Source organism: Thalassovita sp. ABM4_323 (assembly GCF_056158665.1).
In genome coordinates, this window is record NZ_JBSWTS010000007.1 from 427,722 (window position 1) to 454,590 (window position 26,869).

Genomic DNA, 26,869 nt, shown 5'->3' on the forward strand with positions numbered 1-26,869 from the left:
TGAACCCTCAGACCGAGACCGCCTGCACCAGTTCATCCCGCGTCAATTCCGATTTGGAGCCTTGTTTCAGGACCTCTCCTCGGCGCATCACCACGAACTGATCGGCCAGCCCATAGGCGAATTCGAAATACTGTTCGACCAGCACGATGGCCATGTTCCCCTGATCGCGCAGGTATTCGATCACGCGGCCGATTTGCTGGATGATATTGGGCTGAATGCCCTCGGTGGGTTCGTCCAGAAGCAGCAGTTTCGGCTTGGTGATCATCGCCCGGGCAATGGCCAGCTGTTGCTGCTGTCCGCCCGACAAATCGCCACCGCGGCGATGCAGGAAGTCCTTGAGGATCGGGAACAGTTCGAACACCTCGTCAGGAATATAGTGTTCCGAGCGCGGCAGGCAGACGAACCCGGTTTCCAGGTTTTCGCGCACAGTCAGCAATGGGAAAATATCGCGACCCTGCGGGACGTATCCAACCCCTTTGCGCGCCAATGCATGGGCGGGCAGTTTGCCGATCTGCTCTCCGTCCAGCTCGAGCCCCCCACCCGAGCGCGGATGCGTGCCGGAAATGGCCTTCAGCAGGCTGGTTTTGCCCACACCATTGGTGCCCATCACGCAGGTCACCTTGCCAACTTCGGCCTCCATCGAGATGCCATTCAGGATTTGCGAGCTGCCATAATGCAGGGTCAGGTTGTCAGTTTTCAGCATCTTAGCGCCCCAAATACACGTCAATGACGTCCTGGTTTTGTGTCACGTGATCCAACGAGCCTTCGGCCAGCACGCTGCCTTCATGCAGCACCGTGACCTTGCATTGCAGTCGGCGCACGAATTCCATGTCATGTTCCACCACGACCACGGCGCGGGTTTTCGCGGCCTCGACCAGAATGTCCGTGGTGTGTTCGCGCTCGGACAAAGTCATCCCGGCGGCGGGTTCATCCACCAGCAACAGGCGCGGTTCCTGCGCCAATAGCATCCCGATTTCCAGCCACTGTTTTTGCCCGTGAGACAGCTCGCCTGCTTTGCGGTCCAGCTCTTCGGACAGGCCGATTTCGCTGGCCAGCTCTTCGACTTTGCCCAGATCCTTGAACTTGGGTTTGAACATCAACACTTGCCAGGGCGAGCGCTCGTTTTTCAGTGCCATCAGCAGGTTGTCGAAAACGCTTTGATCCTCGAACACGGTAGGACGCTGGAATTTGCGGCCCACGCCAGCGCGGGCGATCTTGGCCTCGGACATTTTCAGCAAAGATTGGGATTTCTCGCCCCAGATGACACGGCCCTCGTCGGGTTTTGTCTTGCCGGTGATGATGTCCATAAAGGTGGTTTTCCCCGCCCCGTTGGGGCCGATGATGGCGCGCAGCTCGGCATTGCCAATCTGGAAGGACAGGTTGTTGATCGCCTTGAACCCATCAAAGCTGACGGAAACGCCGGAAACCTCGAGAAGCGTGCTCATTCCTGCGCCTCCTTTTCTTGCAATGCGCTGGAGTCAGGCCCCAACGGTTTGCCGTGACGACGTGGCGCGGCGATGCCTTGGGCCAGATCGAACAGCCCGCCGATCCCTTTGGGCGCGAACAGCGTCACCAGCACAAAGCTGAGACCCAGCAAAACCTGCCACCAATCGACCCAGTCAATCGTGTAGAAGCCCAGCGGAACGGATGGCGCCTGCCCTCCGGTGAACCAAGTCGACACCAGCGACACAACGGCCGCGCCGATCACGGCACCATACAGGCGGCCCCGCCCCCCGATGGCGACCCAGACGGCCAGATAGATCGAGGCAATCGGCGCGATCTCGGCCGGGTTGATGATGCCAGCCTGCGGGTAGTACAGCGCCCCGGCGATACCCGCGATCATGGCGGTCAGCACAAAGATGAACAGCTTGTAGCCCTCAACCGAGTAGCCCAGGAACCGCACGCGCTGTTCGTCATCCCGGATGCCCCGGATCACGCTGCCGAACTTGCCGGACACGACCCAGGCCGCCAGCAAATATCCCAACCCCAGCGCCAGCGCGGAAACCCAGAAGAACCAGATCGAGACCGTCGCCTGCGGCACGTCATCCAGGCCGGGCAGGTTTTGCAGGCCCGAGAGGCCATTGTTGCCGCGCAGACCACTGTCGTTCTGGAACAGATACAACGCGAGCGCCAATGTCATCGCCTGCGTCAGGATCGACAGATACACACCAGTGACGCGGCTGCGGAAGGCCAGCCAGCCAAAGACCAGCGCCAGGATTCCCGGCACGATCACAACCAGCGCCAGCTGGATCACCAGACTGTCGGCAAAGGCCCAGACCAATGGGAATTCGCTGCTGCCGACCACGCCGAAAATCTGAGTGCCGATGGCGTCCACGACCTCTTGGGCGGTTGGCGGGATTTCTGCGTTCGCCATCGAGCTTTCGACGATGCCGCGGGTGCGTTCATACATCAGCCACATGCCGATCATATAGCCGCCCAGCCCGAAGAAGGCGAAGTGGCCCAGCGACAGGATCCCGCAATAGCCCCAGACCAGGTCCATCGCGATGGCGATCAGGCACAGGCACAGGGTCTTGCCCAGCGTTTTCACGAACGAGGTCGAGATCAGCGAGGCGCCCGTGGCCTCGGACATCAGAGTCACGGCCACGGTGAACACCGCCAGGATGCCCAGAAAGACCAGAACCGATGGGTTGCGCATGATAAACGTGTTTTTCATGTCAGTCTCCTGCCGCGCGGCCCTTGAGGGCGATGATGCCTCGGGGGCGGAACTGGATGAAGATGATAATAAAGACGATCATATAGGTCTGCGCCGCCAGGGTGTTGGACGGGTTCAGCCACTCGATTCCCTTTTGCAGGAAGCCGATCATCGTCGCCCCGGCCAGCGTGCCCCAGATGTTGCCAACGCCGCCAACAACCACGGTCATGAAGCTTTGAACGATATAGTCGCTGCCCAGATCCGAGGTCACCTTGGCGAACAGACCGATGGCCACGCCCGCGATCCCGGCGATCCCGGACCCAAGGCCAAAGGTCATCATGTTCACGCGATCCTTATTGATGCCCATGCTGGACGCCATGCGGGGGTTTTGCGTCACCGCGCGGGTTTCCAGGCCCAGACGGGTGCGCTTCATGATGAACAGGAACACACCCAGGAAGATCAGCGCCAGCACGAAAATCGCGATGCGGATATAGCTGATCGACACCACGTCGTTCATCACCCAAGCCCCATCCAGCCACGCGGGCGAGGTCAGCGGACGGGCCTGCGTGCCAAAGATGTTCTTGGCGATCTGTTGCAGCGCGATCGAGATGCCAAAGGTCGCCAGCAGGGTTTCCAGCGGGCGGTTATACAGCCAGCGGATCACCAAGCGTTCCATCGCGACACCGGCGGCAAAGGTCACCGCAAAGGCCAGCGGGATCGCGACGATGATCGACACGGTGTAATCGGGGATGATCTGCTGGACCACGTAACCGGTGTAGGCACCCATCATGATGAATTCACCATGGGCCATGTTGATCACGCCCATCACGCCAAAGGTGATGGCCAGGCCGATCGCAGCCAGGAAATAGATCGAGGCAAGCGACAGCGCATCCAGCCCCAAATCCAGCGCCTGGTTCATACCGACGCGCAGCTCGATAGATGTCAGCGCCTCTGCTGCTGCATCCGTCACGGCTTTGGCGGGCTCGTCATACACATCTACAAAGCTATGTGACGCCAGCGATGCTTGCACATCTGCGGCCGTCGGCGCGGGGGGGACGGTGCCGGCCGCAGCCAACGCAGTATAAGCGCGGGCGCGGGCCTCGTCCGTGTTCAAGTCGGCCACCGGTACTCCGCCGACCTGACCGTCCACGATATTTTCAGCCAGCGCATCGCGCACTTCGCCCGCATCGATCAAGGCAGGGGCCAGCTTGGCCTTGACCAGCAAGTCATAGGCTTCGGTTTCGCTCAAAGCGTCGCTGCCCGGTTCCAGGACCGCCGCGACGTTCAGCGTGTCGTCAGGCGTTCCGTCAAAGGCCATGCGTTTCGTCGTCAGCAGCGGGTTCAACGTCGCTCGCACATCCACGCCCAGATCGGTATCAAAGGCATTGATCGCCACGATCCGGTTCGAGATCTCATCGTCAAAGGCAATGGTCAGCAGGCGCTCCAGCCGTGTTTTCTTGGCCTTCAGCTCGGGATCGGGTTCGTTACTGATCGCCTTACGCAGCGGAGCCAGATGCTCGGGCGCAGGGTCGCGCTCGATCGAGATCACAGCATCCCAACGCCGCGTGGGATCAGGGTCAGACAGCTGAAACTGCACCAGCGCGGTGCCGATCAGGGCCCGGATGCCGCTGTTGGGCTTCAGCTGTTTCAATTCTTTCTTGGGATATTCACCAACGATTTCGCCGGTTTCGAAATCCGTCAACTGATAGGATTTCGAGGGAAGTTTTTCCCCGATGAAGAACAGACCGTCCGCCTTGCGTTGCCACATGTTTTTGGCTTGCCAGGTTTCAAGGACGGTCTGAGCTTCGGGTAGGCCGCTGCCCGCAAGGGCATCAATCGCGGGTCCTATCGTCTTGCGCGAGCTTTTTTCGATCACGCTGCGATAGTCTTGCAGAAGGTCCTGCACCGGACCGGCGGTGGCCTGCATAGGCAGGGCAAGCATCACCAGTGCGAGCAAGAGAGAGAGAAGGTGCCGCATGCTAGGGGATCCGCGAATGTGTAGTCGTGATTGGAGGAGGAGAAGAGGGCGTTCTCGCCCTCTTCGATCGTCAGAGGATCAGATCAGTAGTTGGATTTGATCTGAACGCAGCTTTCGGTTTCGGTGTTGTACATACCGCAACCCAGCGCCGGCCAGTCAGACTTCAGGACAGCCGATTCCGGCAGGAAGTCGGTCCATGCGTCGCCAGGAACTTCGGAGGTCTGGCTGATGATGTCGAACTGACCGTCTTCCAGGATCTCACCGATCAGAACCGGCTTGGTCAGGTGGTGGTTGGGCAGCATTTTCGCAGTGCCACCGGTCAGGTTGGGCACTTCGATGCCATACATGGCGTCACGCACAGCGTCGACTTCCGAGCTGCCAGCCTTCTCGACCGCTTTCACCCACATGTTGAAGCCGATGACATGGGCTTCCATCGGGTCGTTGGTGACGCGCTCTTCGCCCATCTTTTCCTTCCAAGAAGCAACCCATGCTTCGTTGGCGTCAGATTCGGCCGACTGGAAGTAGTTCCAGGCTGCCAGATGACCCACCAGGTTCGAGGTATCCAGCCCCGACAGCTCTTCTTCACCAACCGAGAAGGCCACGACGGGGATTTCGTCAGCCGACACCTCGGCAGCAGCCAGTTCTTTGTAGAAGCCGATGTTGGCGTCGCCGTTGATGGTCGAGATCACGCCGACCTTTTTACCGTCAGCGCCCAGAGCGACAACGTCAGCAACGATCTTGGACCAGTCGCTGTGACCAAAGGGGGTGTAGTTGACGAAGATGTCTTCTTCGGCAATGCCCTTACCCTTCAGATAGCTTTCCAGGATGTTGTTGGTGGTACGCGGGTACACATAGTCGGTACCCAGCAGTGCGAATTTCTCGACACCCAACTCTTCCAGGAAGTAGTCGGTGGCGGGGATCGCCTGTTGGTTCGGGGCAGCACCGGTGTAGAACACGTTTTTCGAGCTCTCTTCACCTTCGTACTGAACCGGGTAGAACAGCAGACCGTTCAGTTCTTCGAGAACCGGCAGTGCCGCTTTACGGCTGGACGAGGTCCAGCAACCAAAAATAACATCAACACCGGCGATCGAGATCAGCTCACGGGTTTTCTCGGGCCAGAGCGTCCAGTCATCAGTGGGGTCGACAACGACCGGCTCAAGCATTTTGCCCAGCACACCGCCCTTGGCGTTTTGCTCTTCGATCAGCATCAGCATGGTGTCTTTCAGAGTGGTTTCCGAAATCGCCAGCGAGCCAGACAGCGAATGCATTACGCCCACCTTGATGGTGTCTTCGGCGGCAAAGGCCGGGGCGGTCAGGCTCAGCGACAGAGCACCCGCCAGAGTGGCTTTGATAAAGTTCATGGTCATCCTCCGAGGCGGGGACGCAGGTTGTACCTTGCATCAGGCGGGCCGAAACCTTACCTGAACCCCGCAACATTGTTTTTGTTGCATGTAGTGTGGCGGCCGCGTCTGATTTCCACGTCTTGATCGGTCGTCCACACGCCCTGGCAGCTTTTTGCGCCTTGGGCAGGCACAGCAAAGTCACGAAGACCGCCGTTCCGCAAATCCCTGACCCAGAGTCATCTTGGCATTCCCCCGATTTGCACAATAAATGGGCGATATTGATCATGATCGCCTAGTTTTTGCACATCCAGGGCGCAGAATTCTCTCTCTAGCCCGGTTTTTGAGCATCCATCTTTCATGTGCTGCCTCTCTGTGCGACTCGTTTTGCACGAAAACCGGAGGGGCCCATCCAAGTTTTGGCGGACATATCACCCAAGGCGGACATTCTGCGACAGCCGCGCGCCGTCGGGCAAGCCATGGTTTGCTCTAAAGCACGGGATGGCCGCTCGGTTCTCGCGGATTTTCGCACCTCTGGCTGTCTGAAGACCCTGTTCCCGCATGGTAGCCGCGATCGCCTGACCGGAGTTTTCCTGAACACGGCCGGGGGTATAACCGGCGGGGATCGCCTGAAATTCCAGGCCGAAGCCGGGGTCGGCTCGCATCTATGCCTGACAACTCAGGCCGCCGAACGAATCTATCGTGCGCAGCCCGGCGAAATCGGCCACGTAGAAAACCACCTGACCGTGGCCCCCGACGCGCGACTGGACTGGCTGCCGCAAGAGACCATCCTTTTCGACCACGGCGCGCTGGACCGGACCCTGACCATAGATATGGCGGCCGAGTCCCGCCTGCTGGCCGTCGAATCGCTGGTTTTGGGGCGCAGCGCGATGGGCGAGACGCTGAATGCCACCCATCTGCGGGACCGCATCCGCATTCGCCGCGACGACGACCTGATCTTTGCCGATACGCTGCGGCTGGACACTGATGCCCTGGCCGATCTGCCGGGCGCCGCCATGCTGAACGGTGCCGGGGCCATGGCCTCGGTCATTTTTGCCGCCCCCGAGGCCGAGGCCCACCTGACCCATATGCGCGATCTGATGCCCCCCTCTGGCGGCGTGTCCCTGATCCGCCCCGGCCTGCTGTTCGCCCGTATTCTGGCCGAGGACAGCTTTGTCCTGCGCCAATCCCTGATCCCCGTTCTGACCCATCTGAACGGCGCCAACCTACCCCGAACCTGGATGATCTGACATGCAACTCACCCCACGCGAAAAAGACAAACTCCTGATCGCCATGGCCGCCGAGGTCGCCCGCAAGCGCCTGTCCCGTGGCGTGAAGCTGAACCACCCCGAAGCCATCGCCCTGATCACCGACGCCGTGGTCGAAGGCGCACGCGACGGGCGCAGCGTGGCCGACCTGATGATGGCCGGCGCGCAGGTCATCACCCGCGATCAATGCATGGAGGGCATCGCCGAGATGATCCACGAAGTGCAGGTCGAAGCCACCTTTCCCGACGGCACCAAGCTGGTCACCGTCCACAACCCCATTCGCTAAAAGGACCGTCCCATGAAATTCCTGACCACCACCGCCCTTATCACGGCTGCTCTGACCGCGCTGATCTCCGCACCTGCGCTGGCCCATGACGGGATGCACCTGCACCCCCACGCCGATGACGCCAGCTGGCTGCCGCTGCTGGCCGGTTCCGTTGCCGTCGGTTTGGCCGCGCTGATCGCCTGGGGCCGCAAATGATCCCCGGAGAGCTGTTCCCCGCCGAAGGTGAGCTGACCCTGAACGAGGGCAGCGACCCCGTGACGCTGATGGTGGCCAATACCGGCGACCGGCCGGTGCAGGTTGGCTCGCACTACCATTTCTATGAAACCAACCCCGCGCTGGAGTTCGACCGCGAGGCCGCCCGCGGCCTGCGCCTGGACATCGCCGCTGGTACCGCCGTGCGGTTCGAACCCGGCCAACGCCGCGAAGTGACGCTGGTCCCGATCTCGGGCGGGCGCACCATCTATGGCTTCAACCAAAAGGTCATGGGCGCGCTGTGACGCGCGCTGCACCTGCCTGAACAGGGAAACGCAAAGAATGCCGGTCACCATCGAAGGCTCTTGCAGTTGCGGCGCGGTCAGCTATTCCGTGCAAAGCAACACCCCCACACCCTATATGCGGTGCTATTGCAGCGTGTGCCGCAAAACCGACGGCGGTGCAGGCTATGCCATCAACATCATGGGACAGGCCCACACCCTGACCGTGACCGGTCAAGAAAACCTGTCGGAATACGGCTTTGCCCGTGAAAACGGTGCGCCCAATCCCGCGCGTCGCAGTTTCTGCAGATCCTGTGGCACCATGTTGTGGAACTTTGACCCGACATATCCCGATTTGGTTCACCCGTTTGCCTCCTCGGTGGACTCGGACCTGCCAACCCCATCGCAGTCATGTCACATCATGCTGTCCTCCAAGGCCAATTGGGTCACGCCGGACATCAGGGATGGGGATCTGACATTTGACGAATACCCGGACCAATCCATCGAGGATTGGCACCGCACCCGAAATCTCTGGATCGACTAGGAGACCGCCAATGCCCGCCAAAATCTCTCGTTCTGACTATGCCGCCATGTATGGCCCCACCGTGGGTGACAAGCTGCGCCTGGCCGATACCGATCTGATCATCGAGGTCGAACGCGACCTTCTGGCCGAACGCGCCAATGGGATGGGGGGCAACGCGCCTCTTTATGGTGAAGAGGTCAAATTCGGCGGCGGCAAGGTGATCCGCGACGGGATGGGGCAGGCTCAGACCACGCGGGCCGAGGGCGCCGTGGACACCGTGATCACCAACGCTCTGATCGTTGATCACACCGGCATCTACAAGGCCGACGTGGGACTGAAAAACGGTCGCATTCACAAGATCGGCAAGGCGGGCAACCCCGATACGCAGCCAGGCGTGGACATCATCGTCGGCCCCGGCACCGAGGCCATCGCGGGCGAGGGCAAGATCCTGACCGCGGGCGGGTTTGACAGCCACATCCACTATATCTGCCCGCAACAGATCGAGGACGCGCTGCACTCGGGCCTGACCACCATGCTGGGCGGCGGCACCGGGCCTGCGCATGGCACGCTGGCCACCACCTGCACCCCCGGTCCGTGGCATATCGGGCGGATGCTGCAATCGGCGGACGCCTTCCCGATGAACCTGGCCTTTGCGGGTAAGGGCAACGCCAGCCTGCCCGCAGCGCTGGAGGAACAGATCAAAGGCGGCGCCTGCGCGCTGAAACTGCACGAAGATTGGGGGACGACCCCCGCCGCGATTGATTGCTGTCTGGGCGTGGCCGACGCGATGGACGTGCAGGTGATGATCCACACCGACACGCTGAACGAATCCGGGTTCGTCGAACACACCGTTGCGGCCATGAAAGGCCGCACCATCCATGCCTTCCATACCGAGGGCGCGGGCGGAGGCCATGCCCCCGACATCATCAAGATTTGTGGCGAAGAACACGTCCTGCCCTCGTCCACCAACCCCACGCGTCCTTTCACCGTGAACACCGTGGATGAACACCTGGACATGTTGATGGTTTGTCACCACCTGGACAAATCCATCCCCGAGGACGTGGCCTTTGCCGAATCCCGTATTCGCCGCGAAACCATCGCGGCCGAGGACATCCTGCATGACATGGGTGCGTTTTCCATCATCGCGTCGGACAGTCAGGCCATGGGTCGCGTCGGCGAGGTGTTGATCCGCACCTGGCAGACCGCCGATAAAATGAAGAAACAGCGCGGGCGTCTGGCCGAAGAAACCGGTGAGAACGACAACTTCCGCGTTCGCCGCTACATCGCGAAATATACCATCAACCCCGCAATCGCGCATGGGATCGCGCATGAAATCGGCTCGATCGAAGAAGGCAAACGCGCCGATCTGGTGCTATGGAACCCCGCGTTCTTTGGCGTGAAGCCTGAAATGGTGTTGATGGCCGGCACGATTGTCTGCGCGCAGATGGGCGACCCCAATGCCTCGATCCCGACACCGCAGCCGGTGTATTCGCGCCCGATGTTCGGGGCTTATGGGCGGTCCGTGGAAAATTCAGCCGTTGTGTTTGTGTCCGAGGCCGCGCAGGCCGACAGTATCGGGGACAAGCTGGGCCTGGCCAAGCAAACCGTCGCCGTGCAGAACACCCGCAACATCGGCAAGTCTGATCTGAAACTGAACGCCGCCACCCCGCAAATCGAGGTGCATCCCGAAACCTACGAGGTCCGCGCGGATGGCGAATTGCTGACCTGTGAACCGGCCGAGGTTCTGCCCATGGCGCAGCGTTACTTCATGTTCTGACCTCGCCATGATCGCCCGCCCGACTGACCCTTTGAATGGGCCACCCAGACCGTTCACCGCCATGCGAAACGTGATCGCGCAACGAGGCCTGCAATCTGGCCTCGCGGTCCTGCAAGCGCGCGATCTGGGCGCGGATTTCGGCAAGTTCGTGGGTCAGGGTCATCGCGTTCATTCGGTCCTCGGGGCTTGTGTGCTGCACCGACGCTCGGGCAATCTGATTAATAAAACTTAAATCGTTTCTGGAAAAACCATGTCTCTGCCCACTGCCCATACAATCACCCGCGCCGAGGACGTTCAGGATGCCGTGAAAACGGTCACTTTGTCCTATGACGACCGGTTCCTGCGCCGCAAACGGTTGGCCGCGGATGATGGCACTGCCTTTCTGGTGGATCTGGAGCACACCGAGAACCTGAACCAGGGCGATGCATTTACGCTGAGCGATGGCACGCATATCAAAGTGCTGGCCGCGCCTGAGAACTTGCTGCAAGTCACCGGCGAACACCTGCCCCGACTGGCCTGGCATATCGGCAACCGGCACACGCCCTGTCAGATCGAGGATACACGCCTGCTGATCCAGCGCGATCATGTGATCATGGCGATGCTGTCTCATCTGGGCGCGACGGTGACCGAGGTACTGGAACCCTTCTTGCCTGAGGGCGGGGCCTACGGCCATGGCCGCACCCACTCGCATGATCACGGCAAGACGCTGCACACACATTCCCATGATCACTGACACGCATATCCTGACCCTGACGCAATGGCTGTCGCCCGCCTATCCGGTGGGGGCGTTCAGCTATAGTCACGGGTTGGAATGGGCGATCGAGGCCGGGCAGGTCACGGATGCGGCCAGCTTTCAGGCTTGGTTGACCGATATCCTGCGGCACGGAACCGGGCGCAACGATGCGATTTTGCTGCACGCGGCCTATCGCGGTGCAGATCTCGCCGAGGTGGACGCGCTGGCCCGCGCCTTTGCTCCCTCGGCGGAGCGCCTGCTGGAAACCGAACAACAGGGCGCGGCCTTTTGCCGAACAACGGCCGCCATCTGGGGCGAGGCATTGCCCAAGCTGACCTATCCCGTCGCCCTGGGCCATGCCGCTGCACGCCAAGGCATCCCCCTGCCCCAAACCTGCGCGATGTACCTGCACGCCTTTGCGTCCAACCTGACCTCGGCCGCGATCCGGCTGGTGCCGCTGGGCCAGACCGACGGGCAGGCGATCATCACGTCCCTGTCCCCCCTATGCGAGGACATCACCCTCCAAGCCGCCGGTCTGACGCTGGACGATCTGGGCGGCACCACCATCCTGGCCGATATCGCCTCGATGAAACACGAAACTCAATACACAAGGCTTTTCCGCTCATGAGCTCTCCTCACGGTCCTTTACGCATCGGTATCGGTGGCCCCGTCGGCGCGGGCAAAACCACGCTGACGGCCAACCTGTGCAAGGCGCTGTCGCAGAAATACTCGATCGGTGCGATCACCAATGACATCTATACGCAAGAGGACGCCGAGGCGCTGATGCGGCTGCAAATCCTGCCGCAGGATCGTATCATCGGCGTGGAAACGGGGGGCTGTCCGCATACCGCGATCCGCGAGGATGCCTCGATCAACCTGGCGGCGGTGGACGAGATGCGCCAGCGTCACCCCGAGGTGGAAATCGTGCTGATCGAGTCGGGCGGCGACAACCTGAGCGCCACGTTCAGCCCCGAACTGGCCGATCTGACGCTCTATGTGATCGACGTGGCCGCGGGCGAGGAAATTCCCCGCAAAGGCGGCCCTGCCATCACCAAATCCGACGTTCTGATCATCAACAAAACCGATCTGGCCCCCTATGTCGGTGCCTCGCTGGACGTGATGGAGCGCGACGCCACCCGGATGCGCGCGGGCAAGCCGTTCGTCTTTGCCTCACTGCGGCACGGCAAGGGCGTGGACGAGGTTATCACCCTGATCGAAGAGATCGGCGGGCTGGTCGCGACCGCCTGATTTTTCAGCACTCACTCATGAAAGCCCGGCGGATGCGCAGAAAAAAGGCGTTTCCGCCGGACCCCACCTGCGGGCTGTTTCATAGTCGAGCAAGCACTAACTGACGGGCACCCAATGGCCATTATCGCAAGCATTCATCACCTCACCCATTACAAATACGACCGGCCTGTCACCCTGGCCCCGCAGATCATCCGGCTCAGACCTGCCCCGCATGGGCGCACGCGGGTGATTTCGCATTCGCTGAAGGTCGGGCCCGAGCCGCATTTCGTGAACCACCAGCAGGATCCATATGGCAACTGGCTGGCGCGGTTCGTGTTCCCTGAACCCGTCACAGAATTTAAGATCGAGGTCGATCTAACCGCCGACATGTCCGTCTATAACCCCTTCGATTTCTTCGTCGAGGAAAGTGCGGAACACTGGCCGTTTGAATACCCGCTGGATTTCGACGAGGACCTGTCGATCTATCTGAAACCCATCCACACAGGTCACCATTTCGACGCCTTCATGGACACGATCCCGCGCGACAAAATGCAGATCGTAGACAAGCTGGTGATGCTGAACCAGATGGTCTCGGACAAGGTGGATTACACCATCCGCATGGAACCGGGCGTGCAGACCCCGGATGAAACGCTGGAGATCGGCTCGGGCTCGTGCCGCGATTCCAGTTGGCTGTTGGTGCAGGTGCTGCGCCACATGGGGATCGCCGCGCGGTTTGTTTCGGGATATCTGATCCAGCTGAAACCGGATCTGAAGGCGCTGGATGGGCCCTCGGGCACTGATCACGATTTCACCGATCTGCATGCCTGGGTCGAGGCCTATGTCCCCGGCGCCGGCTGGATCGGCCTGGACCCGACCAGCGGCCTGTTGGCCGGCGAAAGCCACATCCCGCTGGCCGCGACGCCCCATTATCGCAACGCCGCGCCGATCTCGGGGATGGCCAGCTATGCCGAGGTCGATTTCAACTTCGACATGACTGTCAAACGCGTGGCCGAACACCCACGTATCACCAAACCGTTTTCCGACAACGCCTGGGACGACCTGCTGAAGCTGGGCAAGAAGGTGGATCAAAGCCTGGAGGACGGCGACGCCCGCCTGACCATGGGTGGCGAGCCCACATTTGTGTCGATTGATGATTTCGAAAGCGACGAATGGAACACAGCCGCCGTGGGGCCGCAAAAACGTGGGCTGGCCGATGATCTGATCCGCCGTTTGCGCGACCGCTTCGCGCCCGGTGGGTTCCTGCATTACGGTCAGGGCAAATGGTATCCGGGCGAAAGCCTGCCGCGCTGGACGTTCTCGCTCTATTGGCGCAAAGACGGCAAACCGGTCTGGAAAAACCCCGATCTGATCGCGCGCGAAGGTGACGACAAGGCCCCCACCGCCCAGGATGCGGGCGATTTCATGAAGACCTTCGCCGCGAAACTGGGGATCGATCCTGATTGCGCGCAGCCTGCCTTCGAGGACCCGGGCGAATGGATTCTGAAAGAGGCGCAGCTACCCTCGAACGTGACGCCCGAAAACTCGAAACTGAAGGACCCCGAGGAACGCGCCCGTTTCGCGCGCGTGTTCAGCCGCGGGTTGGACGAACCGGCGGGCTATATCCTGCCGGTGCAACGCTGGCAAAGCGCCAGCCAGCCCTCGCGTTGGATGTCCGAGGTGTGGAAGGCCCGGCGCGGTCACCTGTTCCTGATCCCCGGCGACAGCCCTGTCGGGTTCCGTCTGCCGTTGGGCACGCTGCCCTTTATCCCGGCATCGCAATACCCCTATACCTATCCGCCGGACCCTACCGTTCCAGTGTCGGATCTGCCCGATTTCCACGCCAAGAACGAAGAGCGCAAACGCGCCGTTCAGGCCGACATCGACCGCTTGGCCGCTGAAGATGCCGAAAAAGAACGGATGACGCCCAAAACCTCGCCCGGGCATACGCAGCGCGCAGAAACCTCGGCGCAAGATGATCGACACCAGCAGATCAACGCCCAAGGTGTCGACCCCGAATCCGGTCAGGTCCGAACCGCCATCGCGGTGGAACCGCGCGACGGACGGCTGTGTGTCTTCATGCCGCCCACCGAGTCGCTGGAGGATTATCTGGAGCTTCTGGCCACCGCCGAAGACGCCGCGGCCGAGTTGAACCTGCCCGTTCATATCGAGGGCTACGCGCCCCCGCATGACAGCCGCCTGAACGTGATCCGCGTGGCCCCCGACCCGGGTGTGATCGAGGTGAACATCCACCCCGCTGCCAATTGGGACGAATGCGTCGCCACCACGCAGGCGATCTATGAAGAGGCCCGTCAATCGCGCCTGGGCGCTGACAAGTTCATGATTGATGGCCGCCACACCGGCACCGGCGGCGGCAACCACGTGGTTGTGGGCGGCGAGACCCCCGCTGACAGTCCATTCCTGCGCCGACCCGATTTGCTGCGTTCGCTGATCCTGTACTGGCAGCGGCATCCGTGCCTGTCCTACCTGTTCTCGGGGCTGTTCATCGGGCCGACCAGCCAGGCCCCGCGCATTGACGAGGCGCGCCACGACACGCTGTATGAACTGGAAATCGCGCTGTCCCAAATCCCCAATCCGGACGAGGGCATGACGCCTCCGCCCTGGTTGGTGGACCGGCTGTTGCGCAACATGCTGATCGATGTGACCGGCAACACGCACCGGGCCGAGATCTGCATCGACAAGCTGTACTCGCCCGATGGGCCGACCGGCCGTTTGGGGCTGGTTGAATTCCGCGGCTTTGAAATGCCGCCGGACGCCAAGATGTCTTTGGCGCAGCAATTGCTGATCCGCGCCATCATCGCCCGCATGTGGAAATCCCCGATCAAGGGCAAACCTGTCCGCTGGGGCACCGTGCTGCATGACCGCTATATGCTGCCGCATTTCCTGTGGCAGGACCTGCTGGATGTGTTGCGCGATCTGGGCGACCACGGGTTTGACATGAACCCCGAATGGTTCAAGGCCCAGGCCGAGTTCCGCTTCCCCTTCTGCGGCGAGGTCACCTATGAGGGCAATACGCTGGAGCTGAAACAGGCGCTGGAACCCTGGCATGTGCTGGGAGAAACCGGCGCGATTGGCGGCACAGTGCGCTATACCGACAGCTCGGTCGAACGGTTGCAGGTCAAGCTGAACACGCCCAACCCTGATCGCTATGTCGTCACCTGCAATGGGCGCAACGTGCCCCTGACCGCAACCGAGGAATCGGGCACGTTCGTGGGCGGCGTGCGCTTTAAGGCGTGGCAACCGGCCGAGGCCCTGCATCCCGTGCTGCCGGTGAATGCGCCGCTGACGTTTGACATCTATGATACGTGGTCGAACCGCTCGATCGGGGGCTGCGTCTATCATGTGGCGCATCCGGGCGGGCGCAACTATGACACCTTCCCGGTGAACGGAAACGAGGCCGAGGCCCGCAGGCTTGCGCGGTTCCAGGCAAACGGGCATACATCAGGTTCCTACGTTCCGCCCATCGAAACGCCGCACCCCGAGTTCCCCATGACCCTGGATTTGCGGCGCCCCACAGGTGTCTGATCCATGGACGACCGCTCCGCAGCCTCGGTGGCTATCCCCTCCGAGGCGGACATTCTGGCAAATTACGCTGTGCCCGACGGCACCGCGGACGAGCTGTTTGATGCGAACGGCCAGATGCGGCCTGTCTGGGCGCCGCTGATACAACGGCTTCGGCAGCTGACACGCGAAGAAATCGACGAGCGCATCGCCCGAGGCGACCAGTATCTGCGGGATGCGGGGGTCTATTTTCGCCGGTACTCGGATCAATCCTCGAACGAGCGCGACTGGCCGCTCAGCCACATTCCCGTGCTGCTGCCGCAATCCGAGTGGGACCAGATCGCCGCAGGGCTGACCCAGCGGGCGGATATCCTGGAACGGATCGTCGCCGATATCTATGGCGATCAATGGCTGGTCAAGAACGGCCACCTTCCGGCCAGCCTGTTGGCCAAAAACCCCGAATGGCTGCGGTCGTTGATGGGAATCGTGCCGCAATCTGGCCATTTCCTGCATCACCTGGCCTTTGAAATCGGGCGTAACCCCGATGGCAGCTGGTTCGTGTTGGGGGATCGCACTCAGGCGCCCTCGGGCGCGGGGTTTGCGCTGGAAAACCGCCGCGCGACCTCGCGGGTGTTTCCGGGCCTGTTCGCCAGCGCCAATATTCACCGTTTGGCAGGCTTCTTCAGCGATTTCCAAACCGCGTTGGGCGCGCGCGGCGGCAAGTGGCGCGACCCGCCCGCCATCCTGACCCCTGGCCCCGGCACCGATACCTATTTTGAACATGTCTATATCGCGCGCTATCTGGGTTTGATGCTGCTGGAGGGCGAGGACCTGACCGTCAGCGATGGGCAGGCCATGGTGCGCACCGTGGATGGGTTGAAGCCCGTCAGCCTGCTGTGGCGCCGTTTGGACGCGCGTTTTGCCGACCCGCTGGAGCTGGACGAAACCAGCCAGATCGGCACGCCCGGTCTGGTGAACGCCGCACGCACCGGACGGTTGCGTATGGTCAATGCGTTGGGCTCAGGGGTGCTGGAAACACGCGCCATGATGGCTTTTATTCCGCGCATTGCGGACAGCGCCTTTGGTACGCCATTGCAGATGCCCAATATCGCAACATGGTGGTGCGGATCAGACGAAGAGCGCGCCTATGTCACCCGCAATGCGGACCGGATGACGATTGGCCCCGCGCTGACCACCAGCCTGCCATTTGATCCCAGCAGCATCCGGGCGCTGGCCGGGCAGTTGCGCGATCCAAGTCAGGGTCCCCTGCCCGACTGGATCAACCGCCAAGGTGCAAACCTGGTCGCACAAGAGGCCGTGACGCTGTCGACCGCACCGGCCTATTCTGAAGGTCAGCTGCAAGCGCGACCGATGACAGTACGGGTGTTCATGGCCCGCACAGATACTGGCTGGTCGATCATGCCGGGGGGCTATGCACGCATCGGGTTGAGCGGAGAATCCACCGCCCTGACCATGCAACGTGGCGGTGCGGTATCCGACGTTTGGGTGGTGTCGGACGGCCCCGTGGACACTCAAACCCTGGCGCCCGCCAATACGATGCAGCGCCGCCCTGCGAACCCTTTGCCCAGCCGCGCGGCCGACAACCTGTTCTGGCTGGGGCGCTACGTCGAACGGACCGAGGCAACTATCCGCCTGTTGCGCGCCTACCACCTGCGGCTCGAGGAAACCGGATCGGACAAGGACGCGCGCGTTGCCCTGATCGAAACCTATCTTGAACGGTTTGGCGCCGATCCTGCGGATTGCATCCCCCAGGCCCTGACCACACAGATCGACGCCGCGACCAACTGTGCGTCAAAGGTGCGCGACCGGTTCTCGATCGATGGCTGGATCGCGCTGCGGGACCTGCGCCGCACCCTGTCGCGGCTCAGCAAATCGACCCGTTCGGGCCAGGATTGTGTGCGCGCCATGGACACGTTGCTGCGGATGCTGTCAGGGTTCGCAGGGCTTGTGCAGGACAATATGTACCGCTCGTCCGGGTGGCGTTTTCTGGAGTTCGGGCGCTCTCTGGAACGTGCGCAGGGCATGGCCGGTGCGCTGACCTTCTTTGCCGGGCCGGACACCCCCGAGGGCAGCGTCGATATCGTGATCGAGATCGGCGACAGCGTCATCACGCATCAGCGTCGATATCTGGGCGATCCCTGCGTCGAGAGCGTTTTTGACCTGCTGGCATTGGACCGCCGGAATCCCCGATCGATCAGGTTCCAACTGGAAACTTTACGCGACTTGCTAGAAGATCTACCGAATACCGAAGAACCGGGTCGCATGTCTCCTCTGTCGCGCGAAGCAATGCGGCTGCATACCGAATTGGCCATTAGCGCCGCCTCTGAAATGACTCCTGATCGCATGATCCGCCTGTCCAACGATCTTGCCAGACTTTCGAACGACCTGAGCGCAACCTATTTCAAATGAGGGCCGCCATGCTTTACGATCTTTCGATGGTGCTTGAAAACGCCTATCAGAACAGCACCGACAATGCGCGAAATGTGATCCGGGTGCTGCCGCTTTCACGCCCTGGCGTTCAACGGTTGGTTGCTGGCACCATTCAGATCAGCCCCTCCCCGGACGAGCGCATCGACCGCAACGACTTCTTCGGGAACGCGGTGACCGAGGTCACGTTTCGACAGCCGATCTCGGCGTTGAAAATTGCCCTGTCTGCCCGGGTCGAACGAGAGCAGCCGACCCGGACGCTGGACCTGTCGCCAAACCAGGCCGGATTGCGCAGCGAGCTGCAAAACTCGACCGATCTGACCCCGAATTCTCCGCTGCACTACCTTGTGGCCTCGCCCCGGATCGCATTGGCGGAACCTTTCCTGATGTTCGCCAAGGAAACGGTGTCGTCGGGTATGCCCGTCTTGCAAATGGTGCGTGCAATCGGGCAGCGTCTGCATTCCGAAATGCGTTTCGATGCCGAGGCTACAGACGTGGACACCCCTGCGGAAACCGCCTTTGCGAACCGGCATGGGGTGTGTCAGGATTTCAGCCACATCATGATTTCTTGCCTGCGCTGTCTGGGGATTCCGGCCGGGTATGTCAGCGGCTTTTTGCGCACCTTGCCCCCCGAAGGCCAGGCCCGTCTGGAGGGCGCCGATGCCATGCATGCCTGGGTGCGCGCCTGGTGCGGCAAAGAGGTCGGCTGGGTCGAATATGACCCGACCAACGACCTGATGGTCGGGACGGATCACGTGGTGGTGGGCTACGGGCGCGACTATGCCGATGTCGCCCCGCTGAAAGGTGTTTTGCGCACCTCGGGCGGTCAGGCCGGCACGCATCGGGTGGACCTGGTGCCGCTGGATCAAGCCACCGCGCCTGCGCTTTAACCTGCCAGGCCGCGCGCGATGATCATCTTTTGAATGTCCGAAGTGCCCTCGTAAATCTGGCAAACGCGGGCGTCGCGATAGATCCGCTCGACCGGGAAATCCTGCATATAGCCGTAGCCACCGAAGGTCTGGATCGAGGCCGAGATGATCTTCTCGGCCGCTTCGGAGGCAAACAGCTTGGCCATCGCGGCCTCGGCCAGACAGGGCACGCCTGCATCTTTCATTCGGGCGGCATTCAGCACCAGTTGGCGCGCGGCCTCAAGCTGAGTACGGGCATCGGCCAACCGGAATCCAACAGCCTGATGCTGGATCAGCGGCTGGCCAAAGGACTGACGGTCATTTGCATACGCCACCGCATGGTCAAGCGCCGCCTGCGCCATGCCCACCGATTGCGACGCGATCCCGATCCGACCAGTTTCTAGGCTGGACAGCGCGATACGATAGCCCTCGCCTTCCTCGCCAATGCGCATTTCGGCGGGTACACGCAATTCCTCGAACCGCAGGGCACAGGTATCCGAACACCGCTGCCCCAGCTTTTCCTCGACCGAGGTGACGCGATACCCGTCCGCATCCGTCGGGATCAAAAACGCGGTGATGCCGGACTTGCCCTCAGTGCCTTCCATCCGCGCAAAGGCAATCACCCAGCCACCGATCTGACCAGAGGTGATAAAGGCCTTTTCGCCGTTCAGCACATAGTCATCCCCGTCACGTCGCGCCCGCGTACGTATGGCCGAGGCATCCGATCCCGCATGCGGCTCGGTCAGGGCAAAGGCGCCGATAAAGGCCCCCGTCGTGGCCGGGCGCAACACCTTTTCGCGCTGCATCTCTGACCCATAGCGTTGCAGGATCGCGTTGAACGGCGCGTTGTGTACACTCATCACCGTGGACACCGCCCCATCCCCGGCGGCCACCTCGATCAGCGCCAATGCGTAGGACACATAGTCCGCGCCCACGCCGCCCATGTCCTCGGGAACGGTCATACCAAGGAAGCCCAGCTCGCCCATCTGCGTCAGGATTTCGGGCTCGATCACCTTGGATTTGTCGCGCGCAGCGGCCCCCGGGGCCAACACATCCTGCGCGAACCCGCGCGCCATGTCCTGAATCATCTGCTGATCTTCGGTCAAAATGGTCATAGCCTCTCCCTTCGGCATGTTCACCGCTTGGGGTATCTGCAAAATCATTCTGAAATATTTCAACCCGCAAAAGAAAAGCGCGCCCAGATGGGCGCGCAGTCGAGGGGGAGGAAATTTGGGTGCCTTACCAGTCGTTCGGGCCTTTTTCGGCGAACTTATGGACCAGGAAATCAATAAAGGCGCGGACCTTGGGCTGAGTGAACCGGCCGGGCGGGTAAACCGCATAGATGCCTTGGGTTTCGGTCGGCAGATCGGGGATCGCATCCTCGACCAGACCTTCGGCCATGGCATCGGCATATAAAAAGCTGTGCAGATAAGCGATGCCCAGGCCCGAGCTAGCAGCGTTCAGCAGGGATTGACCGTCATTGACGCTTAGCCAGCCGGCGGTGCGCACCTGGCGTTTCTCGCCCGAGGGCGCGGTCAGTTTCCACACGTTTCCAGCCGATTGGCTGGAATAATGCAGCAGCTTGTGTTCGTTCAGATCGTCGATTTTCTGCGGACGACCGTATTTTTCGAAATAGGCCGGGCTGGCGATCATCCGTTTGGTGGTCTCGGTCAGCTTGCGGGCGCGCAGGGTGCTGTCTTCCAGCTCGCCAATGCGGATGGCCATGTCAAAGCCCTCGCTGATCAGTTCCACATAGCGGTTGTTCAGCACCATATTGACGGTGATATCAGGGAATTCGGCCAGGAATTCGCCCAAAACAGGGCTGAGGTGATTGACGCCGAAATCGGTGGCCACACTGATGCGCAGCAAACCCGAGGGCGCCGATTGCATCGAGGTGACCAGCGCGTCGGCCTCGCCCGCGTCATTCAACACACGGCGGGCGCGATCATAGTAGGCCAGGCCAATTTCGGTGGGGGACACGCGGCGGGTTGTCCGGTTCAGCAGACGGGCGCCCAGACGGGCCTCAAGACTTGAAACATGCTTTGAGACGGCCGACTTTGAAATCCCCATCTTCTTGGCGGCGTCGGTAAACCCACCTTGATCGACAACTGTCGCGAACGCTTCCATTTCGGTCAGGCGGTCCATGCTCGATCCCCTTCCTTCATTCCTATTTCCTTAGCGTCATGTATTGCGGGGAAATGGGGCGTCACTGGGGCGCGAGGCGGACAATATCGGGGTTTTGTCACGGATCGTTTGCGGCAGGGAAACAGGGAAACAATCGTTTCAGGCTGCGAAATACAGCTCGGCCAGGGTGATCCACAACGGCAGGGTGGCCGCGGACAACAGTGTGGTTTGCGCCACCAGCGTGGCCGATACTTCGCGATCCGCCCCAAAGCCCGCCGCCAGCACATGCGCCGCCGAGGCCGTGGGCAGGGCTGCAAACATCACCAATGTCGCCGACAGCACCGGGTCGGCCCCCAGTGCCACGCAGGCTGCAAAGGTAATGGCCGGGGTCAGCACCAACCGTGTGGACACAAGGATGCCGCTGAACAGGTTCAGCCGGGCCAGCGCCCCCCAGTTCATCGTCGCCCCGACCGAGATCAGCGCCACCGGGATCGCCGCACGCGACAGCATCTCCAGCGGGGCCATAAGGGGAGCGGGGATGATCAGGCCGGACAGCCCGACGATCACACCCAAGATCGAGGCCACCAGAAAAGGGTTGGTCACGATTCGTATCAGCGTCTGGCGCAGATTGCCGCTGCCGCGCGACAGGGCGGTGACGGCCAACAGGTTGGCCATGGGGATCGCCATGCCCACGGCGACGGCCAGGATGCCCACCGGATGCGCGCTGAGCGTTTCGACCGCAACAAAGGCCAGCGCCGTATTGAAGCGCCATGCCGTCTGCCACGCGCCTGCAAAATCGGTAAAACTGTCTGGCCCGAAGCGACGCGCGGCAAACCCAAGGCACAGCGCAACGCTCAGAATGGCCCAGACCGCGGGCCCGACCCGAAGGATATCGCCCAGCGCAATCGGCCGGCTTGAGGCCGCGACGAAAATCAACGTGGGGAACAGGATTTCAAAGTTCAGCCGGTCCAGGCCCTGCCACGCGTTCACCGACAGCCGCTTGCGGATCAGCCCGCCCAGCACCACCATCAGGAAACTGGGCAGCAATCCCAGAAAGATCGTCACAAAGACCATGTTATCCCCTCGTTCCGCCTCATCTAGGACGGGCTGAGGGGGCAGGACAAGTCATCGGCACGCCTACAAACTGGCCGCAAGCCGCGTGCCTTGATTGATGGCGCGCTTGGCGTCCAGCTCGGCGGCGACATCCGCGCCACCGATCACGTGACAGGGGATGCCCTCGGCCTCCAGCGCGTCGGCAAGGCTGCGCTCGGACAGCTGACCAGCGCACAGGACGATCGTGTCAGCCTCGATCAGCTGTGGGTTTTCACGCGCTTCCCCGAACGAGATATGCAGGCCCTGTTCGTCAATCCGCTCATAGTTCACACCGCCCAGCATCTGAACGCCCTTCATCTTTAGTGCGGCGCGGTAAATCCAGCCGGTGGTTTTGCCCAGACCCTTGCCCAGCGCCTTGGCCTTGCGCTGCATCAGCGTGACCTGCCGTACGGGCGCCTCGGGCTGCGGGCCTTCGGGGGCCAGACCGCTGCGCACATCCTCGGGATCGGTGACGCCCCATTCCTTCATCCATTCAGGCAGATCCAACGTGGGGCTGTCGCCCGTCACCAGGTATTCGGCAACATCAAAGCCAATGCCACCCGCGCCGATCACGGCCACGCGTTCGCCGACCGGGGCGTTGTCTCGCAGCACGTCGATATAGCTGAGCACATTGGTCCCGTCCTGCCCCGGAATGCCCGGATCGCGCGGCACCACGCCGGTGGCCACGATCACCTGATCAAAGCCTTTCAGGCTGTCCACCGTTGCCTCGGTTTCCAGCTGCACAGTGATGCCGGATTTGGCGACCATGCGTTCATACCAATCGACCAGCCCGTGGAATTCCTCTTTGCCGGGGACCTGGCGCGCCATGTTCAACTGGCCACCGATCCGGGCGGCGCGGTCGATCAGGGTGACGTCAAATCCGCGCTCGGCTGCGGTCAGGGCGGCGGATAGGCCAGCGGGCCCAGCGCCCACAACGGCCAAAGTGCCCTTGGCCGCACCGCCAACCTGCAATTCGGTTTCATGACACGCGAAGGGGTTCACCAGGCACGAGGTCAGTTTACCGCCGAATGTGTGATCCAGACAGGCTTGGTTGCAGCCGATACAGGGCGCAATCAGATCGCCCTCGCCGCGCTCAGCCTTGGCCACAAAATCAGGATCAGCCAGAAACGGGCGCGCCATCGACACCATGTCGGCGCAGCCCTCGGCCAGCACCTCTTCGGCGACCTCGGGCGTGTTGATCCGGTTCGAGGTGATGATCGGAATATCCACCTGCCCCATCAGTTTCTGCGTCACCCAGGCAAAGGCGCGGCGCGGAACCGAGGTGGCGATGGTGGGAATACGCGCCTCGTGCCAGCCGATGCCAGTGTTGATGATGGACGCGCCCGCCTTTTCGATTTCCTGCGCCAGTTGCACGACCTCGTCAAAGGTGGAGCCGTTGGGCACCAGATCAATCATCGACAGGCGATAGATGATGATGAAATCAGTCCCCACGGCCTCGCGCACACGGCGGACAATCTCAATCGGCAGACGGATGCGGTTTTCATAGGACCCGCCCCATTGATCCGTGCGCTTGTTGGTGTGGGTCACGATGAACTGGTTGATGAAGTACCCTTCCGAGCCCATGATCTCGACCCCGTCATAGCCCGCCTGTTGCGCCAGCTTGGACGCGGTGACGAAATCGGCGATCTGTTTCTCGATACCCGCCTCGTCCAGTTCGGTCGGCGGGAAGGGCGAGATCGGCGATTTCACCGGCGAGGGCGCGACGCATTTGGGGTTATAGGCATAGCGGCCCGCGTGCAGGATCTGCATGGCGATTTTACCGCCCGCGTCATGCACGGCCTTGGTGATCACCGAATGGTTGGCCACGTCCTTTTCGGTGGTCATCATCGAGGCACCGAACGCAACCGAGCCTTCGGGGTTCGGGCCAATCCCGCCCGTCACCATCAGCCCCACACCTCCACGCGCCCGCGCAGCATAGAATTCAGCCACGCGCGGCCAATCGCCTGTTTCCTCCAGCCCCGTATGCATCGAGCCCATCAGAACGCGGTTCTTCAACGTGGTGTGCCCCAGATCCAGCGGGGCCAAAAGGTGCGTATATGTCATTGCGTGCCTCCCAGCTTTGACCCATCTGGGCAAAGCCGGGCGGGTTTGTCACGCCTAAACGCGACGTCAGGTCCGCGACGTCACACGCCGTTATCGATGATGAACAGCGTGTCGTAATAGGTAAAGCTGGGCGGACTGCCATACATGTCCTGGGCCATCTGGCACCAATCGGTGTCATGGGCCTGCAGCGCGGCCTCTTTGGTTTTCCACAGGTAAATTCCGCCGCCCTGGTTCTTGTCCGGGCAGTACAGATAGGTTTTGCGGATCAGGTCAGCATTGGCCCGCCAGCGCGGGACCGTGGCGTTGTATTTTTCCAGCAATTCGGCCTGGGTGATGCCATCCGGCAGGTCGAAGGTGACGATTTCCGTGATCATGGGCGCCTCCTGTTCTGCGGTAAGTCTAGCAGACAAAAGGGAAATCACGAAATTACATGGATTCCACGCAATGGCGGCGGAAGGCCCGTTTGAGCATATCCAGCTCTTCGCGCAGCAGATTGACCTCGGCGCGGATGTCATCGCCCAGCGCCTCACCAGCCAGGATCGAGAAGCTCTCTAACACCTCGCCCGACACCTTGTCGCGGATCAGAAAGGTCTGCACCCCGTCCGACAGGGCCGAGACCGGAACCGGCACGCGCACGACCCAATGGCCGTTTTCGCGGTCCTCGGTCAGCTCCAGCCCCAGCACCGGGTCGTTCAGATGCGTCACCTCCAGATCCGGTTGCGCATGTCCCGAAGAGGTCAGGAACCCCTCCCATACACCTTCGAACAGGCGTGTCTTGGTCAGTTTGAGGTCGCTCATGATGGTCCTCTTACAGTTCTGCGCGGGGGCGGCGGCTGAAGGTCACGTCGCGGATCGTCACCTGGTTCATCTCGGGGCCCTCAAAGATCAGATCGATCCAGGCCCGTTCGATGCGTTTTTCGTTCAGTCGGGAATAGGCCAGGTCAAATTCGACCATGATCTCTTCTTCGTGCAGCGGCAGTTCGCGCACCAACTGTTCGGTGTTCGGGCCGTGTTTGATGTTCAGCCGGGCAAAGATTTCTAACGGTTTCTCCATCTCTACGATGGTGTCCATGCGGATCAGGTAGTCTTTGGTCAGGCCCTGCACTGCCTCGGAGGGCAGGTCGATCACCAAAGACAGAAACGAGCCATCGAACTTGAACACATCCAGCCGCACCCCGTAGGGGGCCAGATCGGATTCGCGGTGACTGCGCAGCTGGCGCAGGGTCAGTTCGGAAAACCGGCAGTCATGAAACATCGTGACCTCGGCCCCCAGCTGAGAGCGATCCTGCACCGAGCTCATCCCCGGTACCGGCAACGGACCGCGCCACAATTCTGGTCGCCAGGACCAATCCGAGCCATGCGGCTTGCGAAAGGCCGTGTTCCCGATCAGCGGCAAGGCCAGACGATTGTCGGCCACATGGATCAATGTATCCAGATGCTGACGCAGCTCGCGCGCCTTGGTGCGTTGCTGCCGCAATCGACGCAGGCCGGTTTTGTCCGCACGACGCGCCAATTCCGCCCAGCGCGACAGGACGCGACTGTGCACCAGACCACTGAACAGGCGGGGCTTAAACACGGGCATGACATCTCACCAAGGTTAACGCCCCTACTCTAATATCCATGAGACACTTAATTAAATATGCGCTGGAACAGATTTTTCGTTTTTTTCCGGGGTTTCGTCGGCGCGAGCTGTGCGCTGGCGAGGCTGGCCGTCTGGATTTGCTGTCCCATACCCTGCAACAACCGGGCCCCGGCCTCGCCGGCGATCGCATCGTTGCCGTACACCGCAAGCGTCAGGATCGCCCCATTCACCACCATCGCACCGCGCCAATGTTCCGCAGCGCTGTGTTCGGGCACGATATCGCGCGCGTGCAGATGCAGCACAGTCATGCCGCCGACCTCGCGTTGATCCAGCACCTCGATCCCCTCCAGAGCACGGGCCACGTCCAACGGATCCTTGTAGGGCTGATCGGGCAAAAAGGCCGCGACGGTCAGAATTGCGGGCTCGATCATGGTGCCGCTGGGCAGGCCCATCAACCCATCACACCCCGCCATCAACACGAAGCCACTTTTGCGATGATCCTGAAGACTGTCCTGATCGATGCAATACCCCTGCGGCGCCGCAACAACGACCCGCCCCCCAAGCAGAGGCATCGTTCGCGGGGGAATGTTACTGGTGGAGATACTGGGCGGAGCGATTTGACACCCAGCCAACACGGACGCACATGCCAGCAGCGCCAGCACGGTTCTGATCGCGCGGTTCATTTGTGCCTCCATACCCATTCGCCATCCGGGATACCCAAGCTGTTGGAAAACGACAAGCCACAGGCGCTCACAGAGACGCGATACCGCGTTTGTCCCTGCCCGGGCAGGAAAATGCCTCCAAGCACGCTTTGACCAAGCCACGTTGATTGCAATTCGGCCCGGTCCGGCTTATCTGACGATGCAACACCGGC

At 61.4% G+C, this 26,869-nt stretch carries 26 protein-coding genes; 12 read left to right on the forward strand and 14 right to left on the reverse strand.

The features are described from left to right. Positions 1–7 precede the first annotated feature (7 nt). From urtE to urtA, 5 genes are all read right to left on the reverse strand, one after another. On the reverse strand, positions 8–703 hold the full coding sequence (gene urtE / locus ACXADQ_RS04480) for an urea ABC transporter ATP-binding subunit UrtE (protein ID WP_475315885.1): 696 nt from the start codon (positions 701–703) through the stop codon (positions 8–10). A gap of 1 nt (position 704) precedes the next feature. Beyond that, positions 705–1,445, reverse strand: coding sequence for an urea ABC transporter ATP-binding protein UrtD (urtD, locus tag ACXADQ_RS04485; protein WP_475315886.1), 741 nt, complete (start codon positions 1,443–1,445; stop codon positions 705–707). After that, on the reverse strand, positions 1,442–2,674 hold the full coding sequence (urtC, locus tag ACXADQ_RS04490) for an urea ABC transporter permease subunit UrtC (protein WP_475315887.1): 1,233 nt from the start codon (positions 2,672–2,674) through the stop codon (positions 1,442–1,444). Before urtC ends, urtD begins: the two co-directional genes overlap by 4 nt. Before the next feature lies 1 nt (position 2,675). After that, on the reverse strand, positions 2,676–4,631 hold the full coding sequence (gene urtB / locus ACXADQ_RS04495) for an urea ABC transporter permease subunit UrtB (protein WP_475315888.1): 1,956 nt from the start codon (positions 4,629–4,631) through the stop codon (positions 2,676–2,678). Positions 4,632–4,714: 83 nt separating this feature from the next. Continuing rightward, a complete protein-coding gene (urtA, locus tag ACXADQ_RS04500; protein WP_475315889.1) occupies positions 4,715–5,992 on the reverse strand; it encodes an urea ABC transporter substrate-binding protein in 1,278 nt (425 codons plus the stop codon). A gap of 458 nt (positions 5,993–6,450) precedes the next feature. Here urtA and ACXADQ_RS04505 point away from each other — a divergent pair, with 458 nt between their 5' ends. From ACXADQ_RS04505 to ureC, 6 genes are read left to right on the forward strand one after another with little or no spacing between them, the layout of a single operon-like run. Continuing rightward, on the forward strand, positions 6,451–7,221 hold the full coding sequence (locus ACXADQ_RS04505; RefSeq protein ID WP_475315892.1) for an urease accessory protein UreD: 771 nt from the start codon (positions 6,451–6,453) through the stop codon (positions 7,219–7,221). A gap of 1 nt (position 7,222) precedes the next feature. Next, entirely contained in the window at positions 7,223–7,525 is a 303-nt protein-coding gene (locus ACXADQ_RS04510) for an urease subunit gamma (RefSeq protein WP_475315893.1), read from the forward strand. A gap of 12 nt (positions 7,526–7,537) precedes the next feature. Beyond that, positions 7,538–7,720 (forward strand): hypothetical protein, encoded by a 183-nt coding sequence (locus tag ACXADQ_RS04515; protein ID WP_475315895.1) that lies wholly within the window; start codon positions 7,538–7,540, stop codon positions 7,718–7,720. Further along, on the forward strand, positions 7,717–8,022 hold the full coding sequence (locus ACXADQ_RS04520) for an urease subunit beta (RefSeq protein WP_475315897.1): 306 nt from the start codon (positions 7,717–7,719) through the stop codon (positions 8,020–8,022). The genes ACXADQ_RS04515 and ACXADQ_RS04520 overlap by 4 nt, the downstream gene beginning before the upstream one ends. Positions 8,023–8,059: 37 nt before the next feature. Continuing rightward, complete coding sequence (locus ACXADQ_RS04525; RefSeq protein ID WP_475315899.1) at positions 8,060–8,542, forward strand: GFA family protein; 483 nt, start codon at positions 8,060–8,062, stop codon at positions 8,540–8,542. A 10-nt stretch (positions 8,543–8,552) separates the two neighbouring features. Continuing rightward, positions 8,553–10,298, forward strand: coding sequence for an urease subunit alpha (ureC, locus tag ACXADQ_RS04530; protein WP_475315903.1), 1,746 nt, complete (start codon positions 8,553–8,555; stop codon positions 10,296–10,298). Here the strand turns inward: ureC and ACXADQ_RS04535 are convergent. After that, complete coding sequence (locus tag ACXADQ_RS04535) at positions 10,288–10,470, reverse strand: hypothetical protein (RefSeq protein WP_475315906.1); 183 nt, start codon at positions 10,468–10,470, stop codon at positions 10,288–10,290. The genes ureC and ACXADQ_RS04535 overlap by 11 nt on opposite strands. Before the next feature lie 78 nt (positions 10,471–10,548). Here ACXADQ_RS04535 and ACXADQ_RS04540 point away from each other — a divergent pair, with 78 nt between their 5' ends. The 6 genes from ACXADQ_RS04540 to ACXADQ_RS04565 all read left to right on the forward strand — a co-directional run bounded on the left by ACXADQ_RS04540 (position 10,549) and on the right by ACXADQ_RS04565 (position 19,115). Next, the gene (locus tag ACXADQ_RS04540) at positions 10,549–11,031 is read left to right on the forward strand and encodes an urease accessory protein UreE (protein ID WP_475315907.1); all 483 of its coding nucleotides are present in this window, start codon (positions 10,549–10,551) and stop codon (positions 11,029–11,031) included. Further along, positions 11,021–11,659, forward strand: coding sequence for an urease accessory protein UreF (locus ACXADQ_RS04545; protein ID WP_475315911.1), 639 nt, complete (start codon positions 11,021–11,023; stop codon positions 11,657–11,659). Before ACXADQ_RS04540 ends, ACXADQ_RS04545 begins: the two co-directional genes overlap by 11 nt. Further along, positions 11,656–12,279: an urease accessory protein UreG gene (gene ureG / locus ACXADQ_RS04550; RefSeq protein WP_475315914.1), complete on the forward strand. Its 624-nt coding sequence runs from the start codon at positions 11,656–11,658 to the stop codon at positions 12,277–12,279. Before ACXADQ_RS04545 ends, ureG begins: the two co-directional genes overlap by 4 nt. 114 nt (positions 12,280–12,393) lie before the next feature. Continuing rightward, entirely contained in the window at positions 12,394–15,801 is a 3,408-nt protein-coding gene (locus tag ACXADQ_RS04555) for a transglutaminase family protein (RefSeq protein ID WP_475315918.1), read from the forward strand. Between the two features lie 3 nt (positions 15,802–15,804). After that, positions 15,805–18,207 carry a circularly permuted type 2 ATP-grasp protein gene (locus ACXADQ_RS04560; protein WP_475315921.1) on the forward strand — a complete coding sequence of 801 codons (2,403 nt, stop codon included), beginning with the start codon at positions 15,805–15,807 and terminating at the stop codon, positions 18,205–18,207. Between the two features lie 8 nt (positions 18,208–18,215). Then, positions 18,216–19,115 carry a transglutaminase family protein gene (locus ACXADQ_RS04565; RefSeq protein ID WP_475315923.1) on the forward strand — a complete coding sequence of 300 codons (900 nt, stop codon included), beginning with the start codon at positions 18,216–18,218 and terminating at the stop codon, positions 19,113–19,115. Here the strand turns inward: ACXADQ_RS04565 and ACXADQ_RS04570 are convergent. The 8 genes from ACXADQ_RS04570 to ACXADQ_RS04605 form a co-directional block, all read right to left on the reverse strand. Then, a complete protein-coding gene (locus ACXADQ_RS04570; RefSeq protein WP_475315926.1) occupies positions 19,112–20,248 on the reverse strand; it encodes an acyl-CoA dehydrogenase family protein in 1,137 nt (378 codons plus the stop codon). The genes ACXADQ_RS04565 and ACXADQ_RS04570 overlap by 4 nt on opposite strands. Positions 20,249–20,372: 124 nt before the next feature. Continuing rightward, on the reverse strand, positions 20,373–21,278 hold the full coding sequence (locus tag ACXADQ_RS04575; RefSeq protein ID WP_475315928.1) for a LysR family transcriptional regulator: 906 nt from the start codon (positions 21,276–21,278) through the stop codon (positions 20,373–20,375). A gap of 138 nt (positions 21,279–21,416) precedes the next feature. Beyond that, positions 21,417–22,331 (reverse strand): AEC family transporter, encoded by a 915-nt coding sequence (locus tag ACXADQ_RS04580; RefSeq protein WP_475315929.1) that lies wholly within the window; start codon positions 22,329–22,331, stop codon positions 21,417–21,419. 63 nt (positions 22,332–22,394) lie between these two features. Next, entirely contained in the window at positions 22,395–24,413 is a 2,019-nt protein-coding gene (locus ACXADQ_RS04585; protein ID WP_475315932.1) for an FAD-dependent oxidoreductase, read from the reverse strand. Positions 24,414–24,493: 80 nt separating this feature from the next. Continuing rightward, a complete protein-coding gene (locus ACXADQ_RS04590) occupies positions 24,494–24,787 on the reverse strand; it encodes a hypothetical protein (protein WP_475315934.1) in 294 nt (97 codons plus the stop codon). 52 nt (positions 24,788–24,839) lie between these two features. Then, complete coding sequence (locus ACXADQ_RS04595) at positions 24,840–25,211, reverse strand: hypothetical protein (protein WP_475315936.1); 372 nt, start codon at positions 25,209–25,211, stop codon at positions 24,840–24,842. A gap of 10 nt (positions 25,212–25,221) precedes the next feature. Further along, entirely contained in the window at positions 25,222–25,995 is a 774-nt protein-coding gene (locus ACXADQ_RS04600; protein ID WP_475315939.1) for a DUF6478 family protein, read from the reverse strand. A gap of 47 nt (positions 25,996–26,042) precedes the next feature. Next, the gene (locus tag ACXADQ_RS04605; protein WP_475315941.1) at positions 26,043–26,678 is read right to left on the reverse strand and encodes a hypothetical protein; all 636 of its coding nucleotides are present in this window, start codon (positions 26,676–26,678) and stop codon (positions 26,043–26,045) included. Positions 26,679–26,869: the final 191 nt, after the last annotated feature.

What these genes read in the sequence shown, in the direction of transcription:
- urtE (WP_475315885.1), bottom strand. Translation starts at nt 703, where the DNA reads ATGCTGAAAACTGACAACCTGACCCTGCATTATGGCAGCTCGCAAATC.
- urtD (WP_475315886.1), bottom strand. Translation starts at nt 1,445, where the DNA reads ATGAGCACGCTTCTCGAGGTTTCCGGCGTTTCCGTCAGCTTTGATGGG.
- urtC (WP_475315887.1), bottom strand. Translation starts at nt 2,674, where the DNA reads ATGAAAAACACGTTTATCATGCGCAACCCATCGGTTCTGGTCTTTCTG.
- urtB (WP_475315888.1), bottom strand. Translation starts at nt 4,631, where the DNA reads ATGCGGCACCTTCTCTCTCTCTTGCTCGCACTGGTGATGCTTGCCCTG.
- urtA (WP_475315889.1), bottom strand. Translation starts at nt 5,992, where the DNA reads ATGAACTTTATCAAAGCCACTCTGGCGGGTGCTCTGTCGCTGAGCCTG.
- ACXADQ_RS04505 (WP_475315892.1), top strand. Translation starts at nt 6,451, where the DNA reads ATGGTTTGCTCTAAAGCACGGGATGGCCGCTCGGTTCTCGCGGATTTT.
- ACXADQ_RS04510 (WP_475315893.1), top strand. Translation starts at nt 7,223, where the DNA reads ATGCAACTCACCCCACGCGAAAAAGACAAACTCCTGATCGCCATGGCC.
- ACXADQ_RS04515 (WP_475315895.1), top strand. Translation starts at nt 7,538, where the DNA reads ATGAAATTCCTGACCACCACCGCCCTTATCACGGCTGCTCTGACCGCG.
- ACXADQ_RS04520 (WP_475315897.1), top strand. Translation starts at nt 7,717, where the DNA reads ATGATCCCCGGAGAGCTGTTCCCCGCCGAAGGTGAGCTGACCCTGAAC.
- ACXADQ_RS04525 (WP_475315899.1), top strand. Translation starts at nt 8,060, where the DNA reads ATGCCGGTCACCATCGAAGGCTCTTGCAGTTGCGGCGCGGTCAGCTAT.
- ureC (WP_475315903.1), top strand. Translation starts at nt 8,553, where the DNA reads ATGCCCGCCAAAATCTCTCGTTCTGACTATGCCGCCATGTATGGCCCC.
- ACXADQ_RS04535 (WP_475315906.1), bottom strand. Translation starts at nt 10,470, where the DNA reads ATGAACGCGATGACCCTGACCCACGAACTTGCCGAAATCCGCGCCCAG.
- ACXADQ_RS04540 (WP_475315907.1), top strand. Translation starts at nt 10,549, where the DNA reads ATGTCTCTGCCCACTGCCCATACAATCACCCGCGCCGAGGACGTTCAG.
- ACXADQ_RS04545 (WP_475315911.1), top strand. Translation starts at nt 11,021, where the DNA reads ATGATCACTGACACGCATATCCTGACCCTGACGCAATGGCTGTCGCCC.
- ureG (WP_475315914.1), top strand. Translation starts at nt 11,656, where the DNA reads ATGAGCTCTCCTCACGGTCCTTTACGCATCGGTATCGGTGGCCCCGTC.
- ACXADQ_RS04555 (WP_475315918.1), top strand. Translation starts at nt 12,394, where the DNA reads ATGGCCATTATCGCAAGCATTCATCACCTCACCCATTACAAATACGAC.
- ACXADQ_RS04560 (WP_475315921.1), top strand. Translation starts at nt 15,805, where the DNA reads ATGGACGACCGCTCCGCAGCCTCGGTGGCTATCCCCTCCGAGGCGGAC.
- ACXADQ_RS04565 (WP_475315923.1), top strand. Translation starts at nt 18,216, where the DNA reads ATGCTTTACGATCTTTCGATGGTGCTTGAAAACGCCTATCAGAACAGC.
- ACXADQ_RS04570 (WP_475315926.1), bottom strand. Translation starts at nt 20,248, where the DNA reads ATGACCATTTTGACCGAAGATCAGCAGATGATTCAGGACATGGCGCGC.
- ACXADQ_RS04575 (WP_475315928.1), bottom strand. Translation starts at nt 21,278, where the DNA reads ATGGACCGCCTGACCGAAATGGAAGCGTTCGCGACAGTTGTCGATCAA.
- ACXADQ_RS04580 (WP_475315929.1), bottom strand. Translation starts at nt 22,331, where the DNA reads ATGGTCTTTGTGACGATCTTTCTGGGATTGCTGCCCAGTTTCCTGATG.
- ACXADQ_RS04585 (WP_475315932.1), bottom strand. Translation starts at nt 24,413, where the DNA reads ATGACATATACGCACCTTTTGGCCCCGCTGGATCTGGGGCACACCACG.
- ACXADQ_RS04590 (WP_475315934.1), bottom strand. Translation starts at nt 24,787, where the DNA reads ATGATCACGGAAATCGTCACCTTCGACCTGCCGGATGGCATCACCCAG.
- ACXADQ_RS04595 (WP_475315936.1), bottom strand. Translation starts at nt 25,211, where the DNA reads ATGAGCGACCTCAAACTGACCAAGACACGCCTGTTCGAAGGTGTATGG.
- ACXADQ_RS04600 (WP_475315939.1), bottom strand. Translation starts at nt 25,995, where the DNA reads ATGCCCGTGTTTAAGCCCCGCCTGTTCAGTGGTCTGGTGCACAGTCGC.
- ACXADQ_RS04605 (WP_475315941.1), bottom strand. Translation starts at nt 26,678, where the DNA reads ATGAACCGCGCGATCAGAACCGTGCTGGCGCTGCTGGCATGTGCGTCC.